This is a genomic window from Streptomyces sp. NPDC099050 (genome assembly GCF_044759865.1).
In the GTDB taxonomy this organism is placed as follows: domain Bacteria; phylum Actinomycetota; class Actinomycetes; order Streptomycetales; family Streptomycetaceae; genus Streptomyces.
In genome coordinates, this window is record NZ_JBIWAE010000007.1 from 117,607 (window position 1) to 131,041 (window position 13,435).

12 protein-coding genes are annotated in these 13,435 nt (G+C 72.1%); 2 read left to right on the forward strand and 10 right to left on the reverse strand.

Annotation, left to right across the window (positions count from 1 at the left end):
• Positions 1-25: 25 nt before the first annotated feature.
• The 6 genes from ACIQV3_RS14390 to ureA form a co-directional block, all read right to left on the reverse strand.
• Positions 26-1,399: a hypothetical protein gene (locus tag ACIQV3_RS14390; protein WP_403712700.1), complete on the reverse strand. Its 1,374-nt coding sequence runs from the start codon at positions 1,397-1,399 to the stop codon at positions 26-28.
• Positions 1,400-1,505: 106 nt separating this feature from the next.
• Complete coding sequence (gene cimA / locus ACIQV3_RS14395) at positions 1,506-3,143, reverse strand: citramalate synthase (protein ID WP_403712701.1); 1,638 nt, start codon at positions 3,141-3,143, stop codon at positions 1,506-1,508.
• Between the two features lie 340 nt (positions 3,144-3,483).
• Complete coding sequence (locus ACIQV3_RS14400; RefSeq protein WP_403712702.1) at positions 3,484-4,104, reverse strand: TetR/AcrR family transcriptional regulator; 621 nt, start codon at positions 4,102-4,104, stop codon at positions 3,484-3,486.
• Between the two features lie 33 nt (positions 4,105-4,137).
• On the reverse strand, positions 4,138-5,172 hold the full coding sequence (locus tag ACIQV3_RS14405; protein WP_403712703.1) for an agmatine/peptidylarginine deiminase: 1,035 nt from the start codon (positions 5,170-5,172) through the stop codon (positions 4,138-4,140).
• A 27-nt stretch (positions 5,173-5,199) separates the two neighbouring features.
• Positions 5,200-6,942 (reverse strand): urease subunit alpha, encoded by a 1,743-nt coding sequence (locus tag ACIQV3_RS14410; protein ID WP_403712704.1) that lies wholly within the window; start codon positions 6,940-6,942, stop codon positions 5,200-5,202.
• Positions 6,939-7,664, reverse strand: a complete 726-nt coding sequence (gene ureA, locus ACIQV3_RS14415; protein WP_403712705.1) for an urease subunit gamma — start codon at positions 7,662-7,664, stop codon at positions 6,939-6,941. Before ureA ends, ACIQV3_RS14410 begins: the two co-directional genes overlap by 4 nt.
• Before the next feature lie 164 nt (positions 7,665-7,828).
• Between ureA and ACIQV3_RS14420 the strand changes: the two genes are divergently transcribed.
• The gene (locus ACIQV3_RS14420; protein WP_403712706.1) at positions 7,829-9,244 is read left to right on the forward strand and encodes a cytosine permease; all 1,416 of its coding nucleotides are present in this window, start codon (positions 7,829-7,831) and stop codon (positions 9,242-9,244) included.
• A gap of 93 nt (positions 9,245-9,337) precedes the next feature.
• The gene (locus ACIQV3_RS14425) at positions 9,338-9,490 is read left to right on the forward strand and encodes a hypothetical protein (RefSeq protein ID WP_403712707.1); all 153 of its coding nucleotides are present in this window, start codon (positions 9,338-9,340) and stop codon (positions 9,488-9,490) included.
• Positions 9,491-9,580: 90 nt separating this feature from the next.
• On the opposite strand, the gene ACIQV3_RS14430 is transcribed toward ACIQV3_RS14425, so the two are convergent.
• From ACIQV3_RS14430 to ACIQV3_RS14445, 4 genes are all read right to left on the reverse strand, one after another.
• On the reverse strand, positions 9,581-10,669 hold the full coding sequence (locus ACIQV3_RS14430; RefSeq protein ID WP_403712708.1) for a branched-chain amino acid aminotransferase: 1,089 nt from the start codon (positions 10,667-10,669) through the stop codon (positions 9,581-9,583).
• 231 nt (positions 10,670-10,900) lie between these two features.
• On the reverse strand, positions 10,901-11,941 hold the full coding sequence (locus ACIQV3_RS14435) for a 3-isopropylmalate dehydrogenase (protein ID WP_250742445.1): 1,041 nt from the start codon (positions 11,939-11,941) through the stop codon (positions 10,901-10,903).
• Positions 11,942-12,111: 170 nt separating this feature from the next.
• Positions 12,112-12,246, reverse strand: coding sequence for a hypothetical protein (locus tag ACIQV3_RS14440; protein WP_266881296.1), 135 nt, complete (start codon positions 12,244-12,246; stop codon positions 12,112-12,114).
• A 260-nt stretch (positions 12,247-12,506) separates the two neighbouring features.
• Positions 12,507-13,388 (reverse strand): LysR family transcriptional regulator, encoded by an 882-nt coding sequence (locus tag ACIQV3_RS14445; protein WP_403712709.1) that lies wholly within the window; start codon positions 13,386-13,388, stop codon positions 12,507-12,509.
• Positions 13,389-13,435: the final 47 nt, after the last annotated feature.

Consider the following 13,435-nt stretch of genomic DNA (forward strand, 5'->3'; position numbering starts at 1 on the left):
CGGGGCGGGCGGGTCCGGGGGGCGGCTAGAAGTCGCCCCCGCCGAACCCGCCGCCGCCGTCGAAGCCCCCTCCGCCGCCGAAGTCCCCGCCGCCGAAGTCGGACGGGTTGAAGTCGGCCCCGGAGACGTCGCCCCCGTCGAAACCGCCGCCTCCCCCGTCGAAGCCGTTGCCGCCGCCGAAGTCGGAGGCGTAGGCCGGACTGGACATCATCGAACCGAGCATCGTGCCCATGAGCAGGCCGGGCAGGATGCCGCCGCCGAAGTAGCCGCCGGCCCAGGGACCGTACGCCGGGCCGGCGTCGTAGTAGGGGCGCGGACCGTGCTCGGTGTCGACGGTGCGGACCGCCGGGTCCTGGCCGTCGCGCAGCCGGACGGCGTCCGCCGCGCAGACCGGGACGGTACGGGCGGCCGCGCCCGCCGGGGCCCAGGTGGCGTCCTCGGCGCTCGGCCCGTGGCGCGGGTCGAAGAAGCAGGGTGCGCGGCGCTCGGGCAGCGGCCGGCCCTCCCGGCGGGCGTCGAGGCGGGCCAGGGCGTACCGGCCGTCTTCGAGGGCCTGGGTGACGCCCTTGACCTCCTCCGGGTACCGCACGGAGGCCATGATCTGCTTGGCCTTCTCGTAGGAGTCGAGGCCCTGCTCGTAGTCCGTGCGCATGGCGTCGTCGGCGCCGGGTTCACCGGGGTGGAAGTCGAGGCGCTCCAGCTCCTCGCCGAAGGCCGTGATGTCCTCGTCGACGACCACGCTCAGCCGGGCGATGGACTCGCGCCGGAGCTCTTCCTTCTTTTTGCGGTTGCGCTTGACCAGCGCGTACGCCCCGCCACCGCCGACGGCGGCCACCACTCCGAGCCCGATCAGGGCGCCCACCGGGGCCCCGCTGTCGGTGCTCGCGGTGCCCCAGGAGGCCGGAGCCCCGCCCTTGGCCTGGGCGAGGGCCTGGTCCACGAAGTTGTTGAGCTCGGTGCTCGCGTCGGCGGCGCCGCCCGCCTTGACGGCGTCGACGAGGTTGCGGACCGCGTTGTCCGGCATGACGGCCCGGTCGGCGCCGGCGTTGAAGCCGTCCCCGAGCCGGATCGCGTAGAGCCCGGTGATGCCGGTCTCGGTACGGATCGTCTTCAGCACGCTCGCGGCCGGGAACTCGGCGGTGGCCGGCAGGACCGCCACGAACACCGGCTTCCCCGCGTCCTTGATCTTCTTCGCGAGCGCGTCCGCCTGCCCGGGCGGCAGCTGCGCCTCGGCGCGCGGGTCCACGTAGACCGGGCCCTTCTTGAGGGCCTCCGCCACGGTGGTGGTCCCGTCGGCCGCCGACGCCCCGGGGGCGACCAGCAGCGCGGTCGCGGACAGCGCCAGCAGCAGAGCGGCCAGCAGCGATCCCGTACGTACGGATATAAGCCTGGTCCTCATATCCACGACGCTACCCGAACGGGTGAAATGTTGCGTTAGCGGAATATAAGGGACATCGGCTTTGCCGTCTCACCCCGCCGGAGCGCGGCGAGACGGCGTCCGCGGACTACTCCGCCGGCTCCACGCCCGCGTGGAGCAGGCCGTACGTGAAGGCGTCCTCCAGGGCCTGCCAGGAGGCGGCGATGACGTTCGGGGCCACGCCGACCGTGTTCCATTCACGGGCGCCGTCCGTCGTGGTGACCAGGACCCGGGTCGTGGACGCCGTGCCGTGGGCGCCCTCCAGGATGCGGACCTTGTAGTCGATCAGCTCGAACTTCGCGAGCTGGGGGTAGAAGCGTTCCAGGGCGACCCGCAGCGCGCGGTCCAGGGCGTTGACCGGGCCGTTGCCCTCCGCCGTCGCGACGATCCGCTCGCCCTTGGCCCACAGCTTCACCGTGGCCTCGTTGGCGTGCGTGCCGTCGGGGCGGTCCTCGACGATGGCCCGCCAGGACTCGATGCGGAAGTACTTGCGCGCCCGGCCCTCGGCCTCGGCGCGCAGGAGCAGCTCGAAGGAGGCGTCGGCGGCCTCGTACGTGTAGCCCTGGAGCTCGCGCTCCTTGACCCGCTCCACCACCCGGGAGACCAGCGCGCGGTCCCCGCCGAGGTCGACGCCGAGCTCCTTGCCCTTGAGCTCGATGGAGGCCCGGCCGGCCATGTCGGAGACGAGCATCCGCATGGTGTTGCCGACCCGCGCGGGGTCGATGTGCTGGTACAGGTCCGGGTCGACCTTGATCGCCGAGGCGTGCAGGCCCGCCTTGTGCGCGAAGGCGGAGACGCCGACGTAGGGCTGGTGCGTGGAGGGGGTGAGGTTGACGACCTCGGCGATGGCGTGCGAGATCCGGGTCATCTCGGCCAGCGCGCCGGCCGGCAGGACCGTACGGCCGTACTTGATCTCCAGCGCGGCGACGACCGGGAAGAGGTTGGCGTTGCCGACCCGCTCGCCGTAGCCGTTCGCGGTGCACTGCACGTGGGTGGCGCCGGCGTCGACGGCGGCCAGCGTGTTGGCGACGGCGCATCCGGTGTCGTCCTGGGCGTGGATGCCCAGGCGCGCGCCGGTGTCGGCCAGCACGGTCGCGACGGTCGCGGCGATCTGCGCGGGCAGCATGCCGCCGTTGGTGTCACAGAGCACCACGACGTCGGCGCCAGCCTCGTGGGCGGCGCGCACGACGGACTTCGCGTACTCGGCGTTGGCCCGGTAGCCGTCGAAGAAGTGCTCGCAGTCGACGAAGACCCGGCGGCCCTCGGAGACCAGGTGGGCGACGGTGTCGCGGACCATCTCCAGGTTCTCGTCGAGGGTGGTGCGCAGTGCGAGCTCGACGTGCCGGTCGTGGGACTTGGCGACCAGGGTGATCACCGGGGCGCCGGATTCCAGCAGGGCGCGGACCTGCGGGTCGGTGGCGGCCGAGCCGCCCGCCCGGCGGGTCGCGCCGAAGGCGACGAGCTGGGCGTGCTTGAAGTCGATCTCCGCGCGGGCACGCGAGAAGAACTCCGTGTCGCGCGGGTTGGCGCCGGGCCAGCCGCCCTCGATGAACCCCACCCCGAAGTCGTCCAGGTGCCGGGCGATCGTCAGCTTGTCCGCGACCGTGAGGTTGATGCCCTCACGCTGGGCACCGTCGCGCAGGGTCGTGTCGAAGACGTGGAACCCGTCGTCGGGGCCGGGGCCCGAAGCCGGCGCAGTCGGCTCGGTCGCCTCTGTCGTCGTCATGCTGATCTGACTCCTGTCGGATGGGTGGTTCCGGATGCCCGCCCTCGGGCAGGCCGACGCCACTGCCCCCATCATCGCGCGCTGCCCGATTCCGGCGTGTTCGGGCCGGAAAACGAAAAAACCTCTCGCGGGTGCGAGAGGTCTGCGCGCGGGTCTGGGGCACGGTGGCCGCCTCCGCGAAGTTCTTCCGCGGCTCAGCGGCCACTGGGGACCGGCGCGCTGCTGTCCATAATCATGAGCTGAGCAGGCACGTCGGCAGTCTGCCATACCGCATGCCGCGGGTGGACGGGAATCTCAGCATGCGGGCACACCCGTCCGAGGGGCGGCCGGGACCGCCTGCTCAGGCCCCGGACCCCGGGGTCAGCGCCTCGCTGAGGAACTCTCCGACGTGCTCCAGGATGTCGCCCCGCCCTATCCCGGGCAGGCCCACGGCGACCTGGATGCTGAACCCGTCGAGCAGGGCCCGCAGCCGGGCCGCGAAGCGGTCCGGGTCGACCGGGCGGAACTCCCCGCGCGAGATGCCCTCGGCGAGCAGGGCCACCAGGTCGCGGTGCCAGGCGCCCTCGATGGCCCCCTGGCGCTCGCGCTCCGCCGGTCCCGCGTTCTGCGAGCGGTTCCAGACCTCCAGCCACAGGGTCCAGTGCGGATCCCGGGCGCCCTCGGGCACGTACAGGTCCACGTACGCCTGCAGGCGCTCGCGCGTCGGGCCGCGGCGGGACAGCAGGGCGCGGCGGCGGGTGCCGAGCGCCGCCTCGCTCCACTCCAGGGTCTGCAGCAGGAGCTCGTCCTTGGTGCGGAAGTAGTAGAGGAGGTGGCCGCTGCTCATGCCGACCTGGCGGCCCAGGCCGGCCATGGTCAGACCGTCCAGGCCGCGTTCGGCGATGGTGGCCATGGCGGCGACCAGTACGTCCTCGCGCGGCGGCGCGTTCTTGCGCGCGGCACGTACTTCACCCGCCACCATGGCCCACTCCTCGTCCCGGCCGCCCCCTCGGGGTCAGACCTTCGGCTGCTGCTGGGTGATGCAGTGGATACCGCCACCCCCGGCGAAAATCGTACGTGCGTCGACGAGCGTCACGGTCCGCTCGGGGAACAGACCGCGGAAGATCTCCGCCGCCTCCTCGTCGCGCGGGTCGTCGAAGGCGCACAGGACCACGCCGCCGTTGCACAGGTAGTGGTTGATGTAGGAGTAGTCGACCCACTCACCGTCCTCTTCCAGCACGGTCGGCGCCGGGATCTCCACGACCTGGAGCCGGCGGCCCCGGGCGTCGGTGGAGGCGCGCAGGATGGCGGCGATGGTCTTGCCGCGCTCGTGGTCCGGGTGGGCCGGGTCGGGCTGGCTGTGGACCATGACCACGCCGGGGCGGGCGAAGGCGGCGACGATGTCGACGTGGCCCTGGGTGCCGTAGGTGCCGTAGTCGCCGGCCAGGCCGTACGGGAGCCAGATCGCCTTGGTGGTGCCCAGGTGGGCGTGGATCTCGGCCTCGACCTGCTCGCGGGTCCAGTCGGGGTTGCGGCCCTTGCCGAGCTGCACGGTGTCGGTGAGGAGCACGGTGCCCTCGCCGTCCACGTGGATGGCGCCGCCCTCGTTGACCAGAGCGGTGCTGTAGGTGCGGGTCCCGGCGAGGCCGGAGATCTCCCGGGCGATCTTCGAGTCGTGGTCCCAGCGGGCCCAGTCCTGGGCGCCCCAGCCGTTGAAGGTCCAGTCGACGGCGGCGAGCTCGCCGGCGTCGTTGGTGACGAAGGTCGGGCCGATGTCGCGCATCCAGGCGTCGTCGAGCCGCCGCTCGACCAGCTCGATGTCATCGCCGACCACGGCCCGGGCGCTCTCGGCGTCACCGGGCGAGACGACGAGGGTCACGGGCTCGTACGAGCGGACCGCGCGGGCCACGGCGCCCCAGGCCTCGCGGGCCTCGGCGAGCTCCTGCTCGTTGGTGAAGGTGGGGTTGGGGCTGGGCCAGGCCATCCAGGTGCGCTCGTGCGGCGTCCACTCGGCGGGCATCCGGAATCCGGCGTCGGCAGGCTTGGTCATGGCAGGGTCCTTAAAGGCTGTGCTGACTTACAGGAAGTACAGGCGGTTGAGGGAGACCGACTCGGCGGCTTCGGAGCGCAGCGGTTCCCCGTCGAGGGAGACGAGTCCGCTGCGCGCGTCCACATCGACCGCGCCCACCCGGGAGTTGAGGAGCAGGTCGCCGGGGCCGATGCCCCGGGTGCCGCGGACGGCGACCCGGCGCCTGCGGGTCGGCATCTCGTCGCTGCCCAGCGCCGCCGCGGCGGCCGAGACGAAGGCCACGGAGATATCGGCGGCGGTGGCCCCGTACGAGCCGAACTGCGGTCCCAGGACCAGCGGTTCGCAGGTGTCGGTGGCGGCGTTGGGGTCGCCGGTGACCCCGTAGGCCGGGAAGCCGGACTTGAGGACCAGCTGCGGCTTGGCGCCGAAGAACTGGGGGCGCCACAGCACGATGTCGGCGAGCTTGCCGACCTCGATGGAGCCGATCTCGTGGGCCAGGCCGTGGGCGATGGCCGGGTTGATGGTCAGCTTGGCCATGTAGCGCAGGACGCGGGCGTTGTCGTCGCCCTCGCCGTCGCCGGCCAGCGGGCCCAGCTCGCCCTTCATCTTGGCGGCCATGGCGAAGGTGCGGCGGATGGTCTCGCCCGCGCGGCCCATGCCCTGGGCGTCGGAGGAGGTGATGCCGATCGCGCCGAGGTCGTGCAGGACGTCCTCGGCCCCCATCGTGCCCGCGCGGATCCGGTCGCGGGCCATGGCGGCGTCGCCGGGGAGGTCCGGCTTGAGGTCGTGGACGGAGACGATCATCCCGTAGTGCTCGGCGACCGCGTCCCGGCCGAAGGGCAGGGTCGGGTTGGTGGAGGAGCCGATGACGTTCGGGACGCCCGCCATCTTCAGGACGTTGGGGACGTGTCCGCCGCCGCAGCCCTCGATGTGGAAGGCGTGGATGGTCCGGCCGTCCAGCACCCGCAGGGTGTCCTCGACGGACAGGCACTCGTTGAGGCCGTCGCTGTGCAGGGCGACCTGGACGTCGTACTCCTCGGCCACGCGCAGGGCGGTGTCCAGGGCGCGGGTGTGCGCGCCCATGTCCTCGTGCACCTTGAAGCCGCTCGCGCCGCCCTCGGCGAGCGCCTCGATCAGCGGGGCCGGGTCCGAGGAGGAACCCCGGGCCAGGAAGCCGATGTTGACGGGCCAGGCGTCGAAGGCGTTGAAGGCGTGCTTCAGCGCCCACGGGGAGTTGACGCCGACGCCCCATACGGGGCCGAACTCCTGGCCGATGATCGTGGTGACGCCCGCCGCGAGCGAGGCCTCCATGATGCGCGGGGACAGCAGGTGCACGTGGGTGTCGACGGCACCGGCGGTGGCGATCATGCCCTCGCCGGAGACGATGCTCGTCCCGGTGCCGACCACGACGTCGACCCCGTCGAGGGTGTCGGGGTTGCCCGCCCGGCCGATCGCGTGGATGCGGCCCTCGCGGATGCCGATGGAGACCTTGCGGATGCCGAGTACGGCGTCGATGACCAGCACGTTGCTGATCACCACGTCGCAGGTGTCGCGGACGGCCGCGGCCTTGAGGTGCAGGCCGTCGCGGGCCGTCTTGCCGAACCCGGCCAGGAACTCGTCCCCGGGCTTCTGCGCATCGGACTCCACGCGGACGGTCAGCCCGGAGTCGCCGAGCCGGACCCGGTCGCCGGCGCGGGGACCGAAGACGGCGGCGTACTCGTGCGGGTCGATGTGCCGGCTGCCGGGTGCGCAGTGCGCGCTGTGGTCCGTGTGGGGTGTCTGCCGGCTCATGCGGTCGTCCCTTCCGGGCGGTCGTTGGCGTCGGGGGCGGCGGTCGCACCGAGATAGCCGCAGGCTTCGGCGCGGGTCAGCGCCTGCTCCTTGGCTCCGGGAGCGTCCAGCGGGCCGTCCACCAGTCCGGCGAAGCCGATGGCGATGCGTGCGCCGCCGATCGGGACCAGGGCGACCTCGGCCTCTCCGCCGGGGTCGAAGCGGACCGAGGAGCCCGCGGGCACGCACAGCCGCATGCCGTACGCCGCCGCGCGGTCGAAGTCGAGGCGCGGGTTGGCCTCGAAGAAGTGGAAGTGGGAGGTGACGCTGACCGGCACCGGCGCGGTGTTGCGCACGCGCAGGTGGACCGCGGGCTCCGGCTGGGGGGCGCCGGGACCGGGTACGACCGCGCCCGGGGCGTCCTCGCCCAGGCCGACGGCGCCCCGGATCGGGGACGAGACCACCGCGAGGCGGGATCCGTCGTCGAAGACGGCCTCCACGTGCACCTCGGTGACCACGTCGCTGACGCCGGGCAGGACATCGTCCGGACCCAGCACGGAGCGGGCCTCCTCGATGGCCTCCGCCAGCCGCTTGCCGTCGCGCGCGGCCTCGCAGACCGTGTCCGCGATGAGCGCGGTGGCCTCCGGGACGTTGAGTTTGAGTCCGCGGGCCCGCCGGGCCCTGGCCAGTTCCGCAGCGCTGCGGAGCAGCAGCCGGTCGCGCTCCGTAGGGGTCAGCCGCACGCCGATCCACCACCCTTTGAGTCGATGGGTTAGAGCATCACTCTAACTCTTCATTTGCATGCAATGAAGCATTGACCTGAGACCAGGGCTTAGGTCACATTGAGTGTCGCTCAAACATTGCCATCACGGTATTGCCACCCCCCGCCCTGCCAAGGGAGTCCCCCATGCCCATCGAACAGCGCGGAGTCGACACCATCCCGGAGGAGGAACGGACGAGCGGTCCCCGTGACCTGATCTCGATCCTCCTCGGCTCCAATCTCTGCCTCGGTGTGATCGTCTTCGGCTGGCTGCCCCCGTCCTTCGGACTGGGGCTGTGGCCGTCGGTCACCGCCATCGTGACCGGCACCCTCGTCGGCATCGCCTTCACCGCGCCGCTGGCGCTCGTCTCCCTGCGCACGGGAACCAACCTCTCCACGTCCAGCGGCGCCCAGTTCGGCGTCCGCGGCCGGCTCGTCGGCTCGGTGGTGGGCCTGCTGCTCTCCCTCGGCTACACCGCGCTGACCCTGTGGATAGGCGGCGACGTGATGGTCGGCACCCTGTCCCGGCTGACCGGGCTGCCCGACACCGGCCTCTCCCGGGCCGTGATGTACGGCGTGCTCGCCGCGTGCACCGTCGTCGCAGCCGTCTTCGGCTACCGGCTGCTGCTGCGCATGAGCAAGGTGCTCTCCATCGGCATGGTGCTGCTGCTGGCCGTCGGCGTGTTCGCCTACGCGCCCGACTTCACCACCGCCGCCCCGCCCGACACCGCGTACCTGCTCGGCTCCTTCTGGCCGACCTGGCTGCTCGCCGCCGTCGCGGCCGGGCTCAGCGGGCCCGTCGCCTTCATCACCCTGCTCGGCGACTACACCCGCTACGTCTCCCCGCGCCGGCACAGCTCCCGCAAGGTGCTCTGGTCCACCGGGCTCGGCCTGCTCGTCGGGCTGCTGATCCCGCAGCTCTTCGGCACCTACACCGCGCTCGCCGCCCGGGCGGGCGCCGAGTACGCCGGTCCGCTGGTCGACGCCGCGCCGTTCTGGTACCTGGTTCCGCTGCTGGCCGCCGCGGCGGCCGGATCGATCGGCAACGCCGGGCTGATGCTCTACTCCATGGGCCTCGACCTGGACGCCATCGTCCCCAGGGCCACCCGCACCACGGCCACCGTGATCGCCGCGGCCGTGGCCACCGCGTTCGTGTTCGTCGGCTCCTTCTCGTGGGACGTCCAGGCCGCGATGACCTCGTTCGTGCTCCTGCTGACCGCGATCGGCACGCCGTGGGCCGTGATCACCCTCATCGGCCACGTACGCTGCCGCGGCCGCTACGACGCCGAGGCCCTCCAGGTCTTCAACCACCGCGCCAAGGGCGGGGTCTACTGGTTCCGCGGCGGCTGGAACATCCAGGCCACCCTCTCCTGGGCCGTCGGCGCGGGCGTCGGCCTGCTCGCCGTGACCACCCCGTTCTACGAGGGCCCGCTGCTGGCCCTGACCAACGGCGTGGACTGCTCCTTCATCCTCTCCGGCCTGACCGGCGGCCTGCTCTACGCGGCACTGACCGCCCGTACCGCCCCGGCAGCGGAGGCCGTCGAGGAGCCGGTGGCCGCCTGAGCCGGCGATCAACCGTTCGGCCCGCGGTGGCGTCTACCCGTACAGCGGTGGCCGAACAGGACACGGCCGCCACCAACGACACGGGGAGGCGTCGTGGAAGAACTCGCATACGTGGCGGGAAAGATCGTCAAGGGAGTCGCGGGCCTGGTCTACGCCTTCGGTGACGCCCCGGTGGGCCTCGGCCCGGAGGGGACGAACCAGGAGCGCAAGAAGAAGCGCGAGGGCGAGGCGGACGAGAAGGGCTGACCATGCCCCTCCCGCCGCCCCTCCCATCCGAAAACCCGAAGGCCCCCCGCGTATCGCGGGGGGCCTTCGAGCCGTTCGGGACGGGGCGTACTAGCCCAGCGGGTGCATCCAGCCGTGGGTGTCGGCCTTGTGGCCGGTCTGGAGGTCCAGGAGGGCCTTGCGGAGCTTCATGGTGACCTCGCCGGGCTCGCCGTCGCCCTGGGTCCAGTTCGCGCGCTCCGACTTGACGGAGCCGACCGGGGTGATCACGGCGGCCGTACCACAGGCGAAGACCTCGGTCAGGGTGCCGTTCTCGTTGTCGCGCTTCCAGTCCTCGGTGGTGATGCGGCCCTCCTCGGCGGTGTAGCCGAGGTCGCGGGCGATGGTGAGGAGGGAGTCGCGGGTGATGCCGGGGAGGAGCGAGCCGGTGAGCTCGGGGGTGACGATCCGGTCGCCGTACACGAAGTACAGGTTCATGCCGCCCATCTCCTCGATCCAGCGGTGCTCGACCGCGTCGAGCCAGACGACCTGGTCGCAGCCGTGCTCGGCGGCCTGGGCCTGCGCGACGAGCGAAGCGGCGTAGTTGCCACCGGTCTTGGCGGCGCCGGTACCGCCCTTGGCGGCGCGGACGTACTCCTCGGAGAGCCAGACGGAGACGGGCTTGACGCCCCCGGGGAAGTAGGCGCCGGCCGGGGAGGCGATGACGATGAAGAGGAACTCGTTGGCCGGGCGGACGCCGAGGCCGACCTCGGTGGCGAACATGAAGGGCCGCAGGTAGAGGGAGGCCTCGCCGGAGTCCGGCACCCAGGCGCGGTCCTGCTTGATCAGCGCGTCGCAGGCGTCGATGAACAGCTCGGTCGGCAGCTCCGGCATCGCCATCCGGCGGGCGGAGGCCTGGAAGCGCTCGGCGTTGGCCTGCGGGCGGAAGGTGGCGACGGTGCCGTCGGGCTGCTTGTAGGCCTTCAGCCCCTCGAAGATCGTCTGCGCGTAGTGCAGGGTCATGTTCGCCGGGTCCATCGACAGCGGCGCGTACGGGACCAGCTCGGCGTCGTGCCAGCCGCGGCCCTCGGTCCACTTGACCGTCACCATGTGGTCGGTGAAGTGGCGGCCGAAGCCGGGGCTCGCCAGGATCGCGTCGCGCTCCGCGGCGGACAGGGGGTTCGAGGAGGGCTTCAGCTCGATCGTGGGCGTCGTCGTCATGAGTGCTTGTCCTTCACCGGTTTTGTAGGGCGGACCGCGCTCACGGCGTACTAGGACGTCCGAGCTTCCCCGTATTCCGCGGCCTCGCGTTCGATTATCGCGCGCGAGGGGGCTTCGGTGAAACGGGGTGAATGCGGCCCAGAGGAGATGGTGGCACCCGGGGCCGCACAGGAGAAGCCGCCGGGTGCGGTGGTCGCGACCCGGCGGCTTCCTGGAGGTGGAGCTACCGGGTCAGCCGGCTACTCGCGCGGCGAGGGCGTCGCCGATGGCGTCGGTGGAGCGGAAGGTGCCGTCGCGCTCGGCGAGGTCGGCGGAGACCGCGTCCTCGATGCGGGCGGCCTGGGCCTCGTAGCCGAGGTGGCGCAGCAGGAGGGCGACGGAGAGGATCGTCGCGGTCGGGTCGGCCTTGCCGGTGCCGGCGATGTCCGGGGCCGAGCCGTGGACGGGCTCGAACATGGACGGGAAGGCGCCGGTCGGGTTGATGTTGCCCGAGGCGGCCAGGCCGATTCCGCCGGTCACGGCGGCGGCCAGGTCGGTGAGGATGTCACCGAAGAGGTTGTCCGTGACGATGACGTCGAAGCGCTCCGGCTGGGTGACGAAGAAGATCGTCGCGGCGTCGACGTGCAGGTAGTCGGTGGTGACCTCGGGGTACTCCTGGCCGACCTTGTCGAAGATGTTCTTCCACAGGTGACCGGCGTAGACGAGGACGTTGTTCTTGTGGACCAGCGTCAGCTTCTTGCGCGGGCGGCCGTTGGCGCGCTCGTACGCGTCACGGACCACGCGCTCGACGCCGTAGGCCGTGTTGAGGCTGACCTCGGTGGCCACCTCGGCCGGGGTGCCGGTGCGCAGGCTGCCGCCGTTGCCGGTGTACGGGCCTTCGGTGCCCTCGCGGACCACGACGAAGTCGATCTCCGGACGGCCGGCGAGCGGGGTGGCCGTGTTGGGGAAGAGCTTCGACGGGCGCAGGTTGATGAAGTGGTCGAAGGCGAAGCGCAGCTTCAGCAGCAGACCGCGCTCCAGGACGCCCGACGGGACCGAGGGGTCGCCGATGGCGCCCAGCAGGATCGCGTCGTGGTGCTTGAGGGCCTCGAGCTCCGCGTCCGGGAGGGTTTCACCGGTGCGGTGCCAGCGCTGGGCGCCGAGGTCGTATTCCTTGGTCTCCAGCTTCACATCCTGGGGCAGGACCGCGGTAAGGACCTTGAGGCCCTGAGCCACGACTTCCTGGCCGATGCCATCACCGGGGATCACTGCGAGATTGATGCTGGTCGACATGGTGGAACCGTACTCCTTGTCCCACCCCTCAGACATATTGCGTCCATCATGTGGACGCAATATGTCCCGGGCCGGGGGTGCGCTCGGCGGCGGGCCGGCGGCCTGTCAGGGCAGGTCGGGGGCCGGTGAGTGGCCGGTCGGGGGCCGGTCGCGGGCCGGCCCGTCGCCGGTCAGTGACCGGTCGAGCCGCCGTTGTCGCGGCGGTCGAGGGCGCGCTGCAGGGCAGCGGCGGCGTTCTTGCGGTCCGCGTCGGCGGAGGCGGAGCGGCGGACGCGGCGGGCGGTGGTGGAGGGGGTGTGCGTCATGGTGATCGACTCCTTGAGATCACGGCGTGGCGGGGCCACGGATGAGGGGTTCCTTCAAGGCGCCGGAAGAGGCGGGGAGCGGCGCGCGGCAGGGGTTGCCTGCCATCGGGCGCGCGCTCTCGACCGCCATTCGCCGGATCGGCGAGACGTTCGGCTTCTACAACGTAAGCCAGCTCCCGCTGTATGTCTCCGCAATTACTCGGACTTCCTACTATCTGAGACGCCGTGCGGCCCGGAAGGCGCCTTTACGGGCTCCGGTTTCAGCCGCTCTGGGCTCGAAGTTCCCTGATCAGAGCACGTACGGCGAGAGTGGCGGCGGATTCCGGTGCGGTGACGTACCCCACCCGTCTCACCGGCCCCTCCGGACCCAGACCGGTGATGTCCACGGCTCCGGTCGCCTCCCGGAGGGACAGCTCGGGCATGATCGCCATGCCGAGCCCCCGGCCGACCATGGTCAGCACCATCGCGTCGTCCTCCGCCTTGACGGTGGCCCGCGGGATCCAGTCCTGCGCCCGCCACCAGGCGCGGGTGTAGGAGCCGCAGTTCTCGTCCCAGTCCATCAGGGGCAGTGCCTTCGGGTCGGGGTGTCCCGCCGGATGCACCAGGGCGTACGCCTCCTCCAGGAGCACCCCGCTCAGCAGACCGGGCGGCGGACCCTGCGCGACGCCCAGCGTCGCGATGCCGAGGTCGGCGCGGCCCGCGGCCACCTCCCCGGCCGTACCGGCGCCGAGCTCGCGCACCACCCGGACCTCGGGGCGGATGCCGGGGTGCCGGGCGGCGAGCCGCTCCAGGGCGGGGGGCAGCAGGTGCAGGGCCGCGCTGCGGAAGGCGGCGATCCGCAGGACGCCGTCCAGCACCGGCGGGCCGGCGGCCCGGCCCGCGCCGCGCGCCTCCGCGGCCATGACCTCGTGGAGCCGCAGGATCCGGCGGGCGTGCCCGACGGCCCGCTCCCCCGCCGGGGTGGGCGAGGCCCCGGTCCGGCCGCGGTCGAAGAGCACCGCGCCGAGCTTGGCCTCGCTGCCGCGCACCGAGTGCGAGACGGCCGACTGGGTGAGGCCGAGCGAGGCGGCCGCGGCGGAGAAGCCGCCGCGCTCGGCGACGGCCACCAGCACCCGCAGTTCCTGCGGGAGGAGCTCGGCCACAGGGCTCTCACCTCGTTCTATGAGCGTCATTCATGGGTGTGCGGCTT

What these genes read in the sequence shown, in the direction of transcription:
- ACIQV3_RS14390 (WP_403712700.1), bottom strand. Translation starts at nt 1,399, where the DNA reads ATGAGGACCAGGCTTATATCCGTACGTACGGGATCGCTGCTGGCCGCT.
- cimA (WP_403712701.1), bottom strand. Translation starts at nt 3,143, where the DNA reads ATGACGACGACAGAGGCGACCGAGCCGACTGCGCCGGCTTCGGGCCCC.
- ACIQV3_RS14400 (WP_403712702.1), bottom strand. Translation starts at nt 4,104, where the DNA reads ATGGTGGCGGGTGAAGTACGTGCCGCGCGCAAGAACGCGCCGCCGCGC.
- ACIQV3_RS14405 (WP_403712703.1), bottom strand. Translation starts at nt 5,172, where the DNA reads ATGACCAAGCCTGCCGACGCCGGATTCCGGATGCCCGCCGAGTGGACG.
- ACIQV3_RS14410 (WP_403712704.1), bottom strand. Translation starts at nt 6,942, where the DNA reads ATGAGCCGGCAGACACCCCACACGGACCACAGCGCGCACTGCGCACCC.
- ACIQV3_RS14420 (WP_403712706.1), top strand. Translation starts at nt 7,829, where the DNA reads ATGCCCATCGAACAGCGCGGAGTCGACACCATCCCGGAGGAGGAACGG.
- ACIQV3_RS14430 (WP_403712708.1), bottom strand. Translation starts at nt 10,669, where the DNA reads ATGACGACGACGCCCACGATCGAGCTGAAGCCCTCCTCGAACCCCCTG.
- ACIQV3_RS14435 (WP_250742445.1), bottom strand. Translation starts at nt 11,941, where the DNA reads ATGTCGACCAGCATCAATCTCGCAGTGATCCCCGGTGATGGCATCGGC.
- ACIQV3_RS14440 (WP_266881296.1), bottom strand. Translation starts at nt 12,246, where the DNA reads ATGACGCACACCCCCTCCACCACCGCCCGCCGCGTCCGCCGCTCCGCC.